14 protein-coding genes and 3 pseudogenes are annotated in these 16,933 nt (G+C 62.4%); 12 read left to right on the forward strand and 5 right to left on the reverse strand.

From position 1 onward, the window contains the following. Window positions 1-395 precede the first annotated feature (395 nt). Together AAG816_RS19155 and AAG816_RS19160 are read right to left on the reverse strand one after the other, a co-directional pair. Window positions 396-1,841 (reverse strand): hypothetical protein, encoded by a 1,446-nt coding sequence (locus AAG816_RS19155; protein WP_341991276.1) that lies wholly within the window; start codon window positions 1,839-1,841, stop codon window positions 396-398. Next, window positions 1,829-6,187 carry a dsDNA nuclease domain-containing protein gene (locus tag AAG816_RS19160; RefSeq protein ID WP_341991277.1) on the reverse strand — a complete coding sequence of 1,453 codons (4,359 nt, stop codon included), beginning with the start codon at window positions 6,185-6,187 and terminating at the stop codon, window positions 1,829-1,831. The genes AAG816_RS19155 and AAG816_RS19160 overlap by 13 nt, the downstream gene beginning before the upstream one ends. Before the next feature lie 81 nt (window positions 6,188-6,268). Between AAG816_RS19160 and AAG816_RS19165 the strand changes: the two genes are divergently transcribed. The 3 genes and pseudogenes from AAG816_RS19165 to AAG816_RS19175 all read left to right on the forward strand — a co-directional run. Continuing rightward, window positions 6,269-6,454 (forward strand): hypothetical protein, encoded by a 186-nt coding sequence (locus AAG816_RS19165; protein ID WP_341991278.1) that lies wholly within the window; start codon window positions 6,269-6,271, stop codon window positions 6,452-6,454. Window positions 6,455-6,473: 19 nt separating this feature from the next. Further along, window positions 6,474-6,713, forward strand: a complete 240-nt coding sequence (locus AAG816_RS19170; RefSeq protein ID WP_341991279.1) for a DUF4238 domain-containing protein — start codon at window positions 6,474-6,476, stop codon at window positions 6,711-6,713. Between the two features lie 52 nt (window positions 6,714-6,765). Beyond that, window positions 6,766-6,999 (forward strand): annotated as a pseudogene (locus AAG816_RS19175) (transposase); the annotation flags it as partial. Between the two features lie 259 nt (window positions 7,000-7,258). Here AAG816_RS19175 and AAG816_RS19180 read toward each other — a convergent pair. Continuing rightward, window positions 7,259-8,293 carry an IS110 family transposase gene (locus AAG816_RS19180; protein WP_341991280.1) on the reverse strand — a complete coding sequence of 345 codons (1,035 nt, stop codon included), beginning with the start codon at window positions 8,291-8,293 and terminating at the stop codon, window positions 7,259-7,261. A gap of 74 nt (window positions 8,294-8,367) precedes the next feature. Here AAG816_RS19180 and AAG816_RS19185 point away from each other — a divergent pair. Then, window positions 8,368-9,250, forward strand: a pseudogene (locus AAG816_RS19185) (IS3 family transposase); the annotation flags it as partial. Window positions 9,251-9,281: 31 nt separating this feature from the next. Here the strand turns inward: AAG816_RS19185 and AAG816_RS19190 are convergent. Next, window positions 9,282-9,548: pseudogene (locus tag AAG816_RS19190) on the reverse strand (DNA polymerase IV); the annotation flags it as partial. A gap of 209 nt (window positions 9,549-9,757) precedes the next feature. Here AAG816_RS19190 and AAG816_RS19195 point away from each other — a divergent pair. Both AAG816_RS19195 and AAG816_RS19200 read left to right on the forward strand, forming a co-directional pair. Beyond that, window positions 9,758-10,279, forward strand: a complete 522-nt coding sequence (locus tag AAG816_RS19195; RefSeq protein WP_341991281.1) for an antitoxin Xre/MbcA/ParS toxin-binding domain-containing protein — start codon at window positions 9,758-9,760, stop codon at window positions 10,277-10,279. Beyond that, on the forward strand, window positions 10,276-10,947 hold the full coding sequence (locus AAG816_RS19200) for an RES family NAD+ phosphorylase (protein ID WP_341991282.1): 672 nt from the start codon (window positions 10,276-10,278) through the stop codon (window positions 10,945-10,947). The genes AAG816_RS19195 and AAG816_RS19200 overlap by 4 nt, the downstream gene beginning before the upstream one ends. A gap of 141 nt (window positions 10,948-11,088) precedes the next feature. Here the strand turns inward: AAG816_RS19200 and AAG816_RS19205 are convergent, their stop codons facing one another. Next, window positions 11,089-11,988 carry a LysR family transcriptional regulator gene (locus tag AAG816_RS19205; protein ID WP_341991283.1) on the reverse strand — a complete coding sequence of 300 codons (900 nt, stop codon included), beginning with the start codon at window positions 11,986-11,988 and terminating at the stop codon, window positions 11,089-11,091. A 154-nt stretch (window positions 11,989-12,142) separates the two neighbouring features. Between AAG816_RS19205 and AAG816_RS19210 the strand changes: the two genes are divergently transcribed. Genes AAG816_RS19210 through AAG816_RS19235 form a run of 6 tightly spaced genes read left to right on the forward strand, consistent with a single transcriptional unit; the run spans window position 12,143 to window position 16,736 of the window. Continuing rightward, window positions 12,143-13,153, forward strand: coding sequence for an ABC transporter substrate-binding protein (locus tag AAG816_RS19210; protein ID WP_341991284.1), 1,011 nt, complete (start codon window positions 12,143-12,145; stop codon window positions 13,151-13,153). A gap of 11 nt (window positions 13,154-13,164) precedes the next feature. Next, a complete protein-coding gene (gene rutB, locus AAG816_RS19215; RefSeq protein WP_341991285.1) occupies window positions 13,165-13,911 on the forward strand; it encodes a pyrimidine utilization protein B in 747 nt (248 codons plus the stop codon). A 5-nt stretch (window positions 13,912-13,916) separates the two neighbouring features. Continuing rightward, window positions 13,917-14,300: a pyrimidine utilization protein C gene (rutC, locus tag AAG816_RS19220; protein ID WP_341991286.1), complete on the forward strand. Its 384-nt coding sequence runs from the start codon at window positions 13,917-13,919 to the stop codon at window positions 14,298-14,300. 4 nt (window positions 14,301-14,304) lie between these two features. Next, the gene (locus AAG816_RS19225) at window positions 14,305-15,105 is read left to right on the forward strand and encodes an ABC transporter permease (RefSeq protein ID WP_341991287.1); all 801 of its coding nucleotides are present in this window, start codon (window positions 14,305-14,307) and stop codon (window positions 15,103-15,105) included. A 33-nt stretch (window positions 15,106-15,138) separates the two neighbouring features. Next, window positions 15,139-15,936, forward strand: coding sequence for a pyrimidine utilization protein D (gene rutD / locus AAG816_RS19230; protein ID WP_341991288.1), 798 nt, complete (start codon window positions 15,139-15,141; stop codon window positions 15,934-15,936). Next, a complete protein-coding gene (locus AAG816_RS19235) occupies window positions 15,933-16,736 on the forward strand; it encodes an ABC transporter ATP-binding protein (protein WP_341991289.1) in 804 nt (267 codons plus the stop codon). Before rutD ends, AAG816_RS19235 begins: the two co-directional genes overlap by 4 nt. Window positions 16,737-16,933: the final 197 nt, after the last annotated feature.

Consider the following 16,933-nt stretch of genomic DNA (forward strand, 5'->3'; position numbering starts at 1 on the left):
AAACGCGGACACCTGTCAACGGCCCCGAGGCGTGCGCGTCATTTTGACCGCGGTGTCGCAAATTATTCAGGCACCGTGTAGCCTCGCTATCCACGTGCATCTTCAGCCGGCAGGCCAGTCCAGCATCCTGGAGCTGGTCAACCAAACGTCAAGGCGAACTCACTGCTGGATAAAGACTGGGGCAACGTCACGGCCCCTCGACTGCCCTTTCAGCGACGTCCGCTTTGCGCCGCCATTCCGGCCGTTCAGGCCGGCTCTCCGATCTCCTAAAAGCGGTCGGGCCGCTGACGTCGAGCCGTGAACGACACTACATTCCCTAGGGCACGCCGAAAACGGCGTTGGCGATCGACTCGCGCATCAGCGCCGCGGCCCAGAGGCAGATCGCGCCGAACGGCCTAGTCGCGGAAGAAAACGGCGCGCACCTGCTTCTTCAAATCCCCGTAGCCCTTCTCCCTCGCCCACGTGATGACCTCAACGCGCCACGCAAGGTCGAACCCGAGCTTGGATTTTGCGTGCGCGACAAGGCTACCATCCGCCATGCAGAGAGCGCCGCAACGCGTGTGACCCTCCGGATCATGGAGCGGAGTCCATCGGTCCAACCAGACCTGCGTTTTCGAGGTCCGCCGTCCCAAGCTCTCTGTCACGATTCCCTCTGCCCGAGCGTCGATTTTGGCGGGACCGTCAAAGCAGTATGAGCAAGGAACGGACATGCCAGACGTAATTATTTCATCGTGCCAAAACCCGTGGGGATGCGGCATCACCTCGAACGTCAGCGGCAGCGAGGTCCCGACCTTTCCTCGTACCGTGATCCGTTCGATATCCAGATCCGGCATGTCCCCATAGAGACCAAGATCCTTCAACATGATCATCTTTCGAGGCACGCGCCACTCTTCGTCATCGGTGGGAACAAAGTCTTCGGATATCAGATAACCGGTGAGCGAGATGCGTCCAAACTCAGAGACATCGTATGGTGCTGGCGCGGTGATTGCGGCCAGCTGAAATGGCGAATCCGCCAAGGACGCGATGACGGAACGCGCGAGCGCTTCAAGATCAGCACCATCCCCGCAGGCGTCACGCCTGAACCGGTCAATGGCGTGGGGTTGTGTTCCCAGGTCGAGATCGAACAGACGCGGCAGCACCGGCAGCGCCTCAGTCGCATAGAGCGCGGCTTTGTCGAGCGGCATTCCCCAGGCCGCGACAGCGTGACCCAATGTGCGTTGATATGCGGAGCGAAAGACCTCGCTCTGCCGCGAGACGACCTGAGGATGGGCGCCGTACTGGGCGAGTCCGTAGTCGCCGAAGTAGGACGGATAGTCCGAGTAGGGCACACTGGTGCGTCGCATGATGCGATCCCATTCATAAGCCCATTGTCTCGTGAACGGCGGACCATGTTTTTCCTCCAGGTGCTCGAGGTCCATCAAAAGGATCGGAGGGACGACCGATCGCTGGTGCGACAGAAAGTAAGGTGGCGCCGCGAAGTCCTCCGGAGGATCTTCGAGGTCCCTCTCCCATCCGCCCATCACCTGTCCCGGCCCGTAGCAGCGCTCCAGCAGTAAATCCGCGAGGAGCGAAGGCCATGTGATCGTGCCGACGACCGCATCGAAGCTTGGACGTGCCGCAGGGTCCGTCACGAGCAGCACACTGAGAGCGCCCGTCACCTCCGATTCCAATCGGCGAGACGAAAGCCAATCGAGCAGCGCCGCGCGAGCTCTTTCGCCCCATTCTTCCGACTGCAACAGCTCGCGCAACGCGCGCGCCGCCCGCCAACGGACCAGCTTCACAGGCCAACCCAGACGCTCGACCAGCAGCGTCAACGCTACGTCGCGTTCTACGAGAGCCATGTGATCTCCCCGATCGGCTGATCGCCCACCTCAGAGACGAAGCACCCCACCAACGTGGCGGCGACCGCTCCGGCCATATCCCGCTCTCCCACCATCACCAGAAAGCGCATCAGGTAGCGCTGCCCGATTACAAGTGAGTTGCCTCGAGGAGCGCCGTAGCGATCAGCCGCCGATGTATCGACGATAAATTGCCACCAGTCGGCCTTGTGATACTGTGCGGCCCATCCCAGCCTTCGCATGACCTCATCTTCAGAAGCCCAATATGCTTGCCAGCCATTCCGTGCGATCTGCGCGCGGACCAGCCATTTGTAAGCGCTCTCAGGTCCTTCGATGGCGCACGAGGCCTCATACACGGCGTCGAAGGTATCCTCAGCGTAGATCGTCGACTTGCCCGTCGTCACGTATGCCTCGATCGCGTCGATTGCCTTCTTGCCTTGCCCCTTCGCGACCCAATGAGACAGCCAACTCGTCAGAAATTCTTTGCGATTGCGGAAATCAGAGTCGGGATGATGAGCCTCCTTCACTAGCTTCTCGAACTGGGTCGCCCTAAACGACGTTGGCGACACACGCCATGGCTTCTCGGGCCCGAGGCTGTCTCCGCTCGATCCGCCGTGACGGTCTTCGGGCGCTCCACCCAGAAACGCGACCTGCCTTTCCCAGAGCGCTGCGGCCGGACTGCCGGTCCCGCCTGCCTTGCCCAGCTTCGACACTGACCTGTGATCGACCAGCGTTTTCGTGAGCGCGGCGAACGTCTCGGCTGAGGAGTCCCCAGTGCCGATGAACGACGTGAGGCAGTCGTCTGCGTAGTGCCATTCCTCCTCTTCCAGATAGTGTCGGTAGAACTGAGGCAATCGGTCCGGTCTTGTATTGGCCACAAGCTCGATCAACTTCGAGCGGACATGGCCGGTCTCGTCACCGTCGGTGAAGTCGGTGATCCGCTCCACGACCGGGGTTAGCCTTAGTATATTAGGCAGTGAGTCCGTTATGCCTGCTCGATGAGCCTCGCCCACGGCCTCCAGTGCCTCGACGGCATTCAGGTCCTTCCGATAGCCATAGCCGATCACGCAGTCGGCCGCTCGCGCCATCAGCTCGGCCTCGCGGCCCAGCTTATAGGCCCGCGAAAACCGGGCGTATCTCACCCAGGCATCGGCCCGCTCATTGAACGGAGTTACCTTCCCGGCAAGAGCCGCGACGCTGTCATCAAGCAGCGCCTTGGAGCTATTCCCGAGGATGTGCCGTTGATCCTCGATGTCGTCCTCGATCCACAACTCATCAAGCCAATGCGGCGAGGCTCTCGCAACGGCCAGTTCGGCGTGCGCGACAGCGACCGGGCCCTTGGAGACTAGATGAAGATCGCGGGCGATGCGGAACAATGCGAGCCGGAAAGCCAGATAGCGCCTGTGTTCAGCCTCGTTGCTGTTTCCCTTGAATGGTACCGGCTCGAGCTTGGCGGCGGCGACGAACACGCTGGTAAAGTCTGCTGGTAACGCGCCGCTTGCGATCTGCGCCGCTGCCGTCTCCAAACAAGCGATTCCTTCGCGAAGCCACCCGATCTTCATCTGATCGAGCCCCGGGTGGATCATGGAATGATCTCCCTCGGCTCGGAGGGCGCACGCCAGAGCCGAAAAGAATACCGTATGCAAGAAGCGGTCGACTCCTGCGGCGCGACCGAAGCGCATATCCTCATCGCCGAGCCCCATGGGCGGTGGCGGCAGCGTCATTCGGCGGCTGGCGCTGCGATCACGCAGCAGGAACCAGCACATCAGCAGTGGACTCACGGGCGTTTTGGGCGACACGGCGTGGCGCAAGCCGAGGTCGACTCCAAGATATCCACCCGTTCGGGCGATCTGGTCGTGGATGTTCTTGATGAGCGCAGCCCATTTGTCGGCTCTGAATTTGGACGTGAGCCAGATGAGAACGTCGAGGTTGCCTGACCTGCCGATATCGCGAACGAAATCGATCAACAGCGACATCGGATCCCTGAAGCCTTTGAGGAAGGACACCATTCTCTCGGCGGTCTCCTTGTCCCCTGCGCTCGCAACCTCCATGAGCCTGTGGGTTGTCCCGACGAACTCGTCCTGAGGTTTGTGACGAAGCTCAATCCAAACGTTCAAGCGACGCCGCAGCTCGGTCATGGAAGCCTCGCACATCTCTGCCTTCAGCCCATCCGGCGCCACCTCAAGGAGTGACACCAGCTCGCCTTCAGTGAGCCCACCGGGATCGTCCGCGAGGATGCGCAACTGCTCCCAGTTCGCAGCGGCAGAGATGGCATTCGCCTGAAACGATGCGTAGTCGCCCGATTGGTAGTCACGCACGTTGAGCGCCCGAATCTTCAGCCAATGCAGGCTGACGGTCTTGGCGAGGTCTCCTATGTGAAAAGCCGCCCACTCGGCCGCGGTCAGAATTTCGATCACCTGTCGATCGCTGTAGCCCGACGCCAGAGACCCCTTGATCCAGTCTCGCGTCGTGCCGTCGAGCAGAGGTTTTGCGTCCCCCATCCGCGCACGAGTGAGCCATAGCCATCCCCAACGCCATAGCGCTGGCGCGTCAGCCTCAAGCCACGCGACGATACGCGGCAAAAGTGCCTCGTATGCATCCTTGTGATCCGCCCGCTCCCTGACCCACGCAAAGATGCTGCCATGAAAAGGCACTAGTCCGGACTCTCGTGCCTCGACCAGAAATGCGATCTCCGAAAAATCGCCGAAACACTTGCGAATTCCAGCACTTGGCCAGAAGAACGCCGTTCCGGCCATAGCTTGTAGAGTCTCCCGCGCATCGGGCGTGAGGCCGCTCCAGAGCGCCGCATAGTAGGTCCGGATGTCGCCATCCGGACATGACGGGATCGCATCGACGTCTTCCGACCGGATCGGCCTGTTTGAGAGCGCCACGCTCTCGAACGCGTAGATCAGGTGCAGAGGATGCCCTTTGGAGATCTTGTAGAAGCTCTCCGCGATCGCATCGACCGCCTTGCTTCTATCCTCGCCATTGTAGGTTCGCACCAGCAGTTGCTTGGCGCGGTCTTGTGCCGCCACCCATTTGGCAACGGCGACCTCGTCCATCGCGGGAATCTCGACCCAGTCCTTCGACTTGGCCTGCTGGATCAACTTTCGCGGCAGCTGGTCGTCCGACACCTTCTGTGTGCCGACCACAAGACTAACATTGTCAGGAACCGGAAGCAGATAACTGAAGAGTTGATTCAACTGGTCGACCCGCGCGGTCTCGCGCCACACGTGATCGAGCCCATCGATGATAACGTAGAGGCGCTGCCCTTTAGCCGCGAAGTACCGGGCCGCGCGCTCAAGCAAAGGTCTTAGGTCAGTTGGTCTCTCGATTTGCCCACCGACGCTGTCGGGGTAGAGCACGAAGAGCTGATTGATGAGCGACGCTGCGATTGTCATGAACGACGAACGATCGGGAGTGGCGTCATCGAGCGCTAGGAAGTAGTGATGGCGGATCACTGGCGAACCTGCGCGCTCCCTCCTCAAACGGTTCGTTAGGGCACTCAGGAACGTGCTCTTGCCTTTGCCCGGCGTCCCCCAAACGACCGTGATAGGCGCCCCTTTCTTGAGCCGTGACACGATCGCCTCGCCGAATTGTCGGCTGGGAAGCACATAGTTCGGGGTAACCCGAAAGTCCTGACGAATCGGCTGCGGTCGCTGCTTCGTAATGGCCTGAACGAGGTGCTCGTGAAGAATGCGCCCGTCAGGCGGCGGCTGGTTCCTGCGGGTCGTCCACGTTCTTACCCGCTCACGCAGAAACAGCCATCCGTTCGGCTCCAGATCAGATGGCACCAGCTGATCGCGCAGGGCATTCTCATACTGGTCAAAGTCGCGCTCGCTATGCCGGAAGCGGAATTGCCCAAAGAACGCCTCACATTCTGCCGCCCCACCACAATGTTCCTGAAGCAAGGAAAGGACGGCGGCCGGTATTTTGGAGAGGTCGATTTGATCACCGACGAGACAGGCCTTTATCGCGGCATCCGGTACACGATTGGTCCGCAGCGACGCTGAGCGAACCACACCTGACCCTTCCAGCTTCCGCAAAGAGGTCGACCACTTGGTGAGCAGCGAGGTGCCCTTGCCTTTGGTCTCGGTCAGCCAGGTCCAATCGAATGGGTAGTCCGTCTTGTCGACGGTGAACTTCACCTGGATGTAGTCGTAGCTACCATCGGCGCGCGCGATCACAACGTCGTCGAGCGACGTTCCGTTCTCGACGGCCTCGAGCTGGATCCACGCATAACTGTCGGGATCGCGGTAAAACTGGATGAGCGCTTCAACTCCAACCAGGTCCTGGTATTCGTAACCGACCCGGGTTATTGTCGAAGGCTTAATTGTCTTATTGGGCAAGCGGTAGTCCTTAGCAAAACGAAGCTAACTATAGCGCGTTTTGCTAATTCGGTGACACTCCGGTATCCGAGGAGTCACCCAATGGTGTTGTCACCGGCGACGACGAATTCCTGCCAGCCTTGGCAGTCTGATGTGCATTCGGATATCGTCATGCTCCAGGTGCGCGAGCTCTCGCCGGAGGAAATCACAATGCTACAAGAGATGTGCGACAAGGTCGCCATTGCCTGCCGCATCGATCAAGTAAAGATCAAAGCTATATATGTCTAGTTGTCTTTGGCCAACGATCATGCCCGCCAATAAGTCCCAGAACTTCGTGCCCTGTTGCTACCTCCGCGCCTTCTGCGCGGATGATGAAGGCGCGGCCATCAATGTTTTCAATATCGGCCGGGAATTGTCGATTAAAGGAGCACCCGCGAAAGGGCAGTGCGCGAGGCCCTACTTCTACGGGCGGGACGGCGAACTGGAACGCGCGCTTCAGGAGCCTGAGGGCGCATACGGCGAGATCATGCAACGCGCGATTGAATAGCCCCTAGATTTTTGGACGCCTTCTTCCCTAATTTTGAGGCAAGGAGGCCATGATGGGGCCCGGACATTTCACGGACGATTTCAAGCGTGACGCGGTCGCGCAGATCACGGAGCGGGGCTACCCGGTTGCAGAGGTGTCCAAGCGGCTCGGCGTTAGCCAGCACTCGCTTTACGCCTGGAAGCGGAAGTTCTCGAAGCCACCGGCCCCGGCTGGTGTTGACCAAGCTGCAGAGATCCGCCGTCTGAAAGCGGAGCTGGCGCGGGTCACCGAGGAGCGCGACATCCTAAACGTATGGCCCGCCCCGTCCGCAAGAGGTTTGTCAAAAGACGGCACGATGGTCTGCATCAACGTATCCGGTCTCAAGGCTTATGCCCTGGCCAAGATGGATATCCGCGCAGTCTGGTCCTCATAAAAGCGCCGGTGCCGGGCACCACATTTAGAACCAGGTTTCCAGACTGCCGGTACGGCCCGTTATGCCATCTTCAGTTCACCTCACGCAGACAATGTGAGCGTCCGGCGTTATGCCGACCGCTGTTCCCTGACGATCAGGCGGCTACGAGCGCCTGCCGACCGAAGTCCTTTTCATGCCGCAGCACGGCCCAGGCAATGCGCGCCAGCTTCGCCGCCAACGCCACCACCACAACATTGGGATGAGCCCGCGTCAGCATGGCCTGCAACCAGGTGCCGAGTTGGTTCGGCTTGGCGGCCAAGTGAGGCATGGCGGCACGAGCACCGTGGATCAGCTGCTTGCGCAGATAGCCGTTCCCGCGCTTGCTGATCCCGAGCAGCTTCGTCTTGCCGCCGGTCGAGTGCTGTCGCGGTGTCAGACCGAGCCATGCCGCCAGATCACGACCCTTGGCGAAGGCGCTGCCGTCACCGATAGCGGCGAGCAACGCGGTGGCGTTGATGACGCCGATGCCGGGGATGGTCGCCAGTCGTCGCGCCTGCACGTCCTCGCGGATCAGTGCGGCAAGTTCGTCGTCATACGCCTTGGCCCGCTGGTCGAGCCCCGCCCACTCGTCGCGAAGGTCGGCCAGCAACGTGGCGGTGCGAGCACTGACAGCCGGATCGCCAGCCATAAGGTCTTCGAGGCGGCGCATCAGGTTGATGCGACCCTTCGGCAAGATGATCCCACGTTCGAGTAGCACCGCACGCAACTGGTTGATCAGCGCGGTGCGTGCGTTGACCAGTCGTTCCCGCACCCTGTGCAGGATCTGCAGATCAAGCTGGTCCTCGCTCTTCAGCGAGACGAAGCGCATCGTCGGCCGCGTTGCTGCTTCGGCGATCGCCTCGGCGTCGCGATCGTCGGTCTTTTGCGCCTTGACGTAGGGCTGGACATATTCCGGCGACATAAGGCGGATCGTGTGCCCGTACAGCGCCAAGGTACGGCCGAGGAAGTGCGCGCCGCAGCACGCCTCCATCGCGATGACACACGCAGGCAAGGTCGTCGCAAACGTTACGATCGCATCGCGCGTCATCCGCTTGCGCAGCACTACCGCACCGGCAGCATCCATGCCAGCCAGGCTGCAACTGTTCTTGCCCAGATCGATCCCGAGCACGGCGATTGGTGTCTTCGTCATCGGTTCTCTCCTTGTCATTCTGGGCGCCAGCATAGCGCCCTGCGATAAGGGGCGGGCCATTCCATAAAAGCCACCGCGTATTTCGCCAAGGATGCAAAGTGAGATACGTTTGTGGCCGAGCATCGCCGCCAGTTCCCGGTGCGGGCGATGTGTCGCTGCCTGCGCATCCAGCCCAGCGGTTTCTATGCCTGGCTGAAGAATCCGTTGAGCCGGAGAGCTCGGGAGGATGCGCGCCAGATCGAGCTTCTCGATAAGGCCTGGAAGGAAAGCGGCCGGGTCTATGGCTACCGCAAGCTGCATGACGACCTGCTCGATCAGGGCGAGACCAGTTGCGCCAACCGGGTCGCCCGCCTCGCTAGGCTGGCCGGGATCAAGGCTCAGATCGGCTATCGACGCCGGCCGGGATCTCATGGCGGCAAGCCGTCGGTCGTGGTCGACAACACCCTCGCCCGACAGTTCGATGTCGAGGCGCAGGACAAAGCGTGGGTGACGGACATCACCTACATCAGGACCCAGGAAGGCTTTGCCTATCTGGCCGTGGTGATCGACCTGTTCTCCCGCCGTGTCATTGGTTGGTCACTGCAGAGCCGGCAGGTCACCGACGTCGTGCTGCAGGCGTTGCTCATGGCGGTATGGCGACGGAAGCCGAAGACCACGGTCCTGGTTCACTCGGATCAGGGCTCCCAGTTCACCAGCATGGATTGGGCTGCCTTCCTGAAGCACAACAATCTTGAGCACTCGATGAGCCGGCGCGGGAACTGCCACGACAACGCGGTGGCAGAGAGCTTCTTCAATCTGCTCAAGCGGGAGCGAATCCGCCGCAAGACCTACCGAACGCGCGAAGAGGCAAGGCAGGACGTGTTCGACTACATCGAGATGTTCTACAACCCCAAGCGCAAGCACGTCAGGAACGGGATGCTGTCACCCGTGGAGTTCGAACGGCAGCAAAATACGTAGCCCGACGGCGTCTACGAAACTCGGGGCTATTCACCTCGAAGCGTGGTGGGACGAAAATCAGCTCCGAGCATTTCCGCTTCGCGGTCACCGATGGCATCGCGGAATGCACGCCAAAAGCCCGCGCCTCGTAGCTGGCTGCTGCGACAACGCCCCTTGCGGCTGACCCGCCAACGGCGACGGGTTTGCCGCGGAGTTGGGGATCGTCGCGCTGCTCCACCGACGCGTAGAAGGCATCCATGTCGACGTGGATGATCTTGCGTGTGGGCGCGCTTGATCGGTTCTCGTCGCCGGGTGCCATCTTCATCGCCGTGCTGCTCGCTTGCAGATGCGGTGGAAGCCATCGGGGGATTAGCTCCCCAGTCAGACGTCCAGTAGCGAAATGAGAACAAAAAGGCAGCATATGCAGCCGCATTGTCGCCCAACGCTACCGAAAGGTGTCATCAGAGCCTGCCGCATTGCCGATAGTCCAAATTTGGACTATGTCTCTATATGAACATGGAGGCGGTGATGCCAAAGGTTGAGGCCGGAAGGTCCGTTCCAGCCGGACCGCAGATCGTGAGCGACGAGATTTTCACGCCCGCAAAGCGCCGCCAGGTAAGCGGGCCAGGCCTACGGACCTTCGTGGCGCTCGCAAACCTATGGAATCTCACTGAGGAACAGCGTCTACGCATGCTCGGCAGCCCGTCGCGTTCGACCTACTACAATTGGGTCAAGGCGGTGCAGCAGCATCGAGACCTCACGCTGGATTTCGACACGTTGGTCAGGATTTCAGCGGTGCTTGGCATCTGGTCGGCCCTGCGCATCCTCCGTGAGACCGAAGCCGAAGGCATCGCGTGGCTTCGGGGACACCATCGTGCATTGGTCTTCGGCGGCAGGGCACCTCTTGAGGTGATGGCGAGTGGAACCCAGGACGCCCTCTTGACGACCCGGCGCTTCCTCGATGCCGCTCGAGGCGGTCTCTACATGGAACCCAATGAGATCGACGAGAACTTTGAACCCTATCGGGATGAGGACATCGCCTGGTCGTGACCGATAGATACTCGGATGCTCCGAAGCCGTCCTACAGGGTCATTCCGTCCCGCTTTCCTCCTATCTCGGTGTTCGACACCGTTGCGACTGCCTCCGATCTGGAAGCGGTGATGGACCTCGCCGGTTGGACAAGTGATCGCCTCGTAGCCGATCGGCTGGCTCGCTTGGATCGGGCGGAGTGGGTCTTTGGCCAGCCCAACTCGAGCATCGTGATGGCGGCGTTTCTTCATGTCCCCCCGTCCGGGATGAGGTTCAACTCGCCAGAGCTCGGCGCCTGGTATGCGGCCGCTGATCTGGATACGGCGGTCGTGGAAGTAGCGCACCATCTCCGGCGGGAAGCCGTCGCGCGTTCGATCGAGACGGAGACCCGAACGTACCGCGTCTACACATCCGTTCTAGAAGGCAGCTACCTCGACATTAGAGGCCAACGCACGGGACGCAGCGATCTTTACGACGCCACCTCCTACGCGGCATCCCAGGTATTTGGGGAGGCCATCAGGAGCGGCGGCGGCAACGGGTTGATCTACGACAGTATCAGGAAGGTGGGAGGGACCAACGTCGTTGCATATCGCCCACGAACCGTGACCGGGATCGTCCAGACATTGCACCTGCGGATTACAATCACCGCAGGTTCTAAACGGATCGAGGTCGAGAGATTATCTGTTTGATCTTGTGAAGCGGCTGCGGGCGTGACCCTTGGCCAGCTCTCCTTTGGATAAAAGCCGGGGGCAACGTCATTTGCCTCATGCGGCCTGGGTCTTCAAGAGTGGCGGCCAACTTGCTTGCAACTCCCCTGACGTGCAGAGCCTCTACCTCAGGCCATTCTCGGCCGGTCCCGACAGGATGGCGCGATGCAGGGAGCGGCCCGCCGGGGAGAGATCACGCCCCGCGCGCCGGATCAGATAGAGCGCACGCTCCACGCGCGGCTCGATGAGTGGACGGAAGGTGAGGACGGGGTGATCCGGCTTCGGCCAGGCGAGGCCGGGAAGGGGCGCGACGCCGATCCCAGCCTCTACCATGGCCAGAAGGGTGGCGGGATGCTCCGCCTCATAGCGGGGCAGCGCCGCCACCGGTAGCCCGCGATCCATTTCGAGCCGGATGCCCGTGCCCGGTGCCATAGCAATGATGCCAGCCGCGGCCGCTTCGGACCATCCGACGCTCTCGCGAACCGATAACGGATGGTCGCGCCTCATCACGAGGGCGAAGGTGTCGGTGAGGAGGGGGGTGGCGTCGAGGTCGGGGTCATCCCCCGGCACGTTGGCGATGCCGAGTTCCGCATCTCCCGAGCGCAGGGATGCGATGATCTGGTGGCGCGGCGCCTCGCGCACCGAGACGGTGACCAGGGGATGCGCCACCTGGAACTGCGCGAGGATCGCTGGCAGCAGCCGCAGCGCCACCGAGGGCACACAGGTGACGGTGACATGACCGCGCCGGTGTTCCTTGAGATCCTTCAGATCCTGCAACTGATGATCTAGATCCGCAAGCAGCCGCTGGATGCCGGGCAGGAAATCCGTGCCTATGGCACTGAGCTGCACGGAGCGGGTGGTTCGGTCCAGCAGCCGCACACCCAGTTCTTCCTCCAGTTGCTGCACCGCCTGGCTTAGGGCGGACTGGGACAGGCCAAGCTGTCGCGCCGCACGGCTGAAGCTGCCGGTCTGAGCGACGGCCAGGAAGGCACGCAACTGGCGCAGATTCAGATTTATCGACATGGCTGATGAATATATCATTTTTTGCCGTCTTGTTAATAAAAGGCGTGAATGCCACCATTCTGGCCGCGCTTAATTAATGAGCATAGCTCTTCCGGGCGATGCCGAATGGACGGGGCGTCAAGCCACCGCCGCTTCCTGCCAGATGGGGTCTGACATGGTGATGGACCGTCGCTCGCTGCTGAAACTCTCTTTTGCCGGCGCTACTTTGGCCGCCTTCGGGCTTCCCGCACGGGCTGCCGGAACCGTGGTGACGATTTCCGAAGCCTTGCGCCTCGGCATGTATGCCTCGCTCTATGTGGCGGCGGACAAGGGCCTTTTCGCCAAGCACGGGCTGGAGGCGGAAGTCTCCACCGCCGGCGGCATCGCGTTGCCCACGCCCATCCTGCTGTCCGGCCGCGCGCAGTTCGGCGTGACCAGCCCGGGCATGTCGGTTAACGCGACGCGCGAGGGCGGCAAGATCAAGAGCATCGCCAAGATCGTGGGCGGCGTCTCCATGTGGGCCATGGCCCGGCCGGACAGCCCCATCCGCTCCATCGAGGACCTGAAGGGCAAGACTATTGCCACGCTGAAGTTTCCCTCTTCCACCATCCAGGTGCCGAGCTACGCTATGAAGGCGATCGGCAAGTTCGATCCCAAGGAGGCCGCCGTCACCTTCCTCGAACTGCCGGCGGGCGCGCAGGCAGCGGCGGTGAAAGATGGTCGCGCCGACGTGGCGACCGCGTTCGAATGGGACATCTCCATCGGTGCGGAGCAGTTCGGGCTGAAGCCGGTGCTCTCCTTTGCCGACATCATCGGCCCCGTGGCCTTCACCACCGCCATGGCGACCGAGGACTTCATCGCCAAGAACCCCGCCGCCGTTCAGGGCTTCTGCAATGCGCTGGCAGAGGCGCAGAAGCTGATGCACCAGGACAATGCGTTGTTCACGCAGGTCTCCGAGAAATACTTCCCCAAGGTGGCGCCCAGCGTCATCGCCAACGCCACGAAGAACTTCTTCGGCTCCCGCACGGCCATTCCCACCGCGCCCACCATTTCCGCTGAGGAATGGGACCGCGCCATGCAGCTGGAACTAGCCGGCGGCTCGGTGAAGGAGGCCTTGCCCTATGCGCAGATGGTCGAGAACTCTTTCGCCCTGAAGGCCGCGAAAGAGTTCGGCACGGCCGGCTGAAAGGCATCGCAATGACTGTTCTCTCCCCTGTTGCAACTGCGTATCCCGCCACGCGCCGCACCGTCACCCTCCCGGCCCGCCCCGAGCCGCTGACCCTCGCCGTGGAGGAGACGGCTGTGGTGGTGGTGGACATGCAGAATGCCTATGCTTCGCCCGGCGGCTATCTGGACCTCGCCGGCTTCGACATCTCCGGTGCCAAGGCCGCCATCGACCAGTGCGCCGAAACCGTGGCCATCGCCCGTGCGGCCGGCGTGCAGGTCATCTTCTTTCAGAACGGCTGGGACGCGGATTATGTGGAAGCCGGTGGCCCCGGCTCGCCCAACTGGCACAAGTCCAATGCGCTGAAGACCATGCGCCGCAAGCCTGAACTGGCGGGCAAGCTGCTCGCCAAGGGCGGCTGGGATTATGAGCTGGTGGATGCGCTGGCGCCGCAGCCGGGCGACATCAGGGTGCCGAAGCCGCGCTATTCCGGCTTCTTCAACTCGCAGTTCGACAGCATCCTGCGGGCGCGGGGCATCCGCAACCTCGTCTTCTGCGGCATCGCCACCAATGTCTGCGTGGAATCCACCCTGCGGGACGGCTTCCACCTCGAATATTTCGGCATCGTTCTGGAAGACGCGACCCATCAGGCGGGGCCGGACTTCGTGCAGAAGGCGGCGCTCTACAATATCGAGACCTTCTTCGGCTGGGTCTCGTCCGTCGCCGACTTCCGCCGCACCTTCGGCCAGATCGCCCCCATTTCCCCAAAGGAAGGTTGAGACCCATGACCCGCGCCGTCATTCCCGCCGGTTCCGGCACGCCGCTTGCGCCCTTCTCCCCCGGCATGCAGGCCGACAATGTGGTCTATGTCTCGGGCACGCTGCCCTTCGACAAGGACAATAACGTGGTGTTCCCGGACGACGCCGAGGCGCAGACCCGGCATGTGCTGGAGATCATCAAGAGCATTCTGGAAGCCGCCGGCGCCACCATGGCGGACGTGACCTTCAACCACGTCTTCCTCACCCATTGGGGCGACTATGCCGCCATCAACAAGGTCTATGCGGAATACTTTCCGGGCGAGAAGCCGGCGCGCTATTGCGTGCAGGTGGGCCTCGTGAAGCCGGGCGCGCGGGTGGAGATCGCCTCCATCGCGCACAAGCGGGGCTGAGCCCATGGCACTCGCACGGACAGAGGCCTTGCCGCAGGCCGGTGGCTGGCGCGTGCGCGTGCCGTCGCCCTCCCGCGTCGCGCTCTATCAGGTGCTGCTGCTGGCGGCGCTGCTGGGCGCATGGGAAATTGCCATCCGCACCGGCGTCCTGGCGGTCTATCTCTATGGCCAGCCGAGCGGCGTGTTCGCCAAGGGGTGGACGCTGCTGCTCTCGGGAGAGTTGCTGCGCGATTCCGCCTTGACCGCATGGGAGGCAATCGCCGGCTTTGCCATCGGCACGGTGTGCGGCAGCGCGGCGGGGCTCCTGCTCTGGCTGTTTCCCACCGGCGCGGCGGTGCTGCGGCCCTATATGATCGCGCTCAACGGCCTGCCGAAGATCGCGCTGGCGCCGCTCATCATCGTCTGGTTCGGCATCGGCCTCGGCTCCAAGATCGCCATTGCCGCCATCATCACCTTCATCGTCGCGCTCATCACCGCCCAGCAGGGCGCGAAGGAGGTGGATGCGGATCTGGTGAAGCTCATGCGTTCGCTGGGGGCAGGGCGGCTGCGCACCTGGCGCACGGTCATCGTGCCCGGCGCCATGCCGTGGATCGTCTCCGCCTTCCGGCTCAATGTGGGCTTTGCGCTCATCGGCGCGGTGGTGGGCGAGTATATCGCCTCCAAGGAGGGCCTCGGCTACATGATCTACTATGCCGGGGTGCTTTATGACCTCAACGCGGTCTGGGTCGGCATCGCCGCCCTGATGGCCGTCGCGCTCGCTATGTACGGCGCCATCGACTGGATCGAGCGCCGCCTGCGCGGCTGATCCCTCTTCCTCTTCAGACCGGGTTTCTCGTCCATGCCCTATGCAACCGGCGGCGACGCCGACCTCTATTATGAAGTCCACGGCACCGGCACGCCCATCCTGCTGTCGGCCGGCATGGGCGGCTCCGGCAGCTTCTGGCGGCCCCAGGTGGAGGCGCTGTCCCGCACCCATCAGGTCATCCTCTATGACCATGCGGGCACGGGGCGCAGCGGCCGCGAGATCGGCCCGCGCAGCATCGCCGAAATGGCGGGCGACATGGCCCGCGTGCTCGATGCCGCGGGGGTGGACGATGCCCACATCGCCGGCCATGCCATTGGGGGCATCATCGGCATGGAACTCGCCCTTGCGGCGCCGGAGCGGGTGCGCAGCCTCACCATCGTGAACGGCTGGGCGCAGGCGGATGCCTTCATCCGCCGCTGCTTCGAGGTGCGCACGCGCATCCTGCTCACCTCCGGGCCGCAGGCCTACGTGCGGGCGCAGCCGCTTTTCCTCTATCCGCCGCGCTGGATCGCTGAGAATACGCAGCTTCTGGAGGCCGAGGAAGCGCACATGGTCGCGCACTTCCCCGGCATCGACACCATGGTCTCACGCATCGAGACCTTCCTCGCCTTTGACGGGCGGGCGCGGCTTTCCGACATCCGCGTACCCACCCTGCTCGCGGCCGCGCGGGACGATGCGCTGGTGCCATCCTATCTCTCCCAAGAGCTTAGCGACAGCATTCCCGGCGCGAAGATCGCGGAGGTGGAATGGGGCGCCCATGCCTTCACCACCGTCAGCCCGGATGTGTTCAACACCCTGATGCTGGACTTCTACGCGGAGACCGACCGATGAGCGACACCGGCCGCAAGATCGTCCTGCGGGCTCAGGATATCGGCATGACCTTCGCCGCCGCCACGGGCGGGGTGGAAGCCATCCGCAAGGTGGATTTCGAGCTGTATGAGGGCGAGACGCTGGCCATTGTCGGCCCGTCCGGCTGCGGCAAGTCCACCTTGTTCAACATCATCTCCGGCCTGCTGGAACCCACGCGCGGCCACGTGGAGGTGAACGGGCGGCGGGTGGAGCAGGCCACCGGCCATGTGGGCTACATGCTCCAGAAGGACCTGCTGCTGCCCTGGCGCACGGTGCTGGAAAATGTCGTCCTCGGCCTTGAGGTGCGCGGCACGCCCAAGGCGCAAGCCCGCGAGATCGCCATGGGGCTGATCGCGGCCTATGGCCTGTCCGGCTTCGAGCATGCCAAGCCCGCCATCCTGTCCGGCGGCATGCGCCAGCGCGTGGCTATCATGCGCACGCTCGCGTTCGATCCGGGTGTGATCCTGCTGGACGAGCCCTTCTCGGCACTGGATTTCCAGACCCGCCTGCTGCTTCAGGCGGATGTGACGCGCATCATCGCCGAGCGCGGCAAGAGCGCCATTCTCGTCACCCACGACATCGGCGAGGCCATCGCCATGGCGGACCGCGTGCTGGTTCTGGGCCTGCGCCCCACGGTGGTGCGCAACCTTCACCACATCACCTTGCCGAAGATTGGCCGCGATCCCGTGGATCTACGCTCCGACCCACTGTTCACCGAGTATTTCGCTCGGATCTGGGCCGATTTGGACAAGCCGCGCGATGCCGTTAGCTCAGCAGCGTGAGGCTTTAGCAGCGCGCGATTAAGCCCAGCCCGCGCCTGACTTTATCCGGCTCCTAATTCGCATGGCATTTAAGACCCCAAGTCCGCCGTGCCGATGACAATCACCTCTCTTTGTGGAGGGCGATGAGCACAGCCAACGTCACCTGAGGTGGCCCCTCAACTGCCCTTTGAGCAACGTCCGCTTTGCGCCCCCATTCA

It is taken from the genome of Azorhizobium sp. AG788, from assembly GCF_943371865.1.
Taxonomy (GTDB): Bacteria; Pseudomonadota; Alphaproteobacteria; order Rhizobiales; family Xanthobacteraceae; genus Azorhizobium.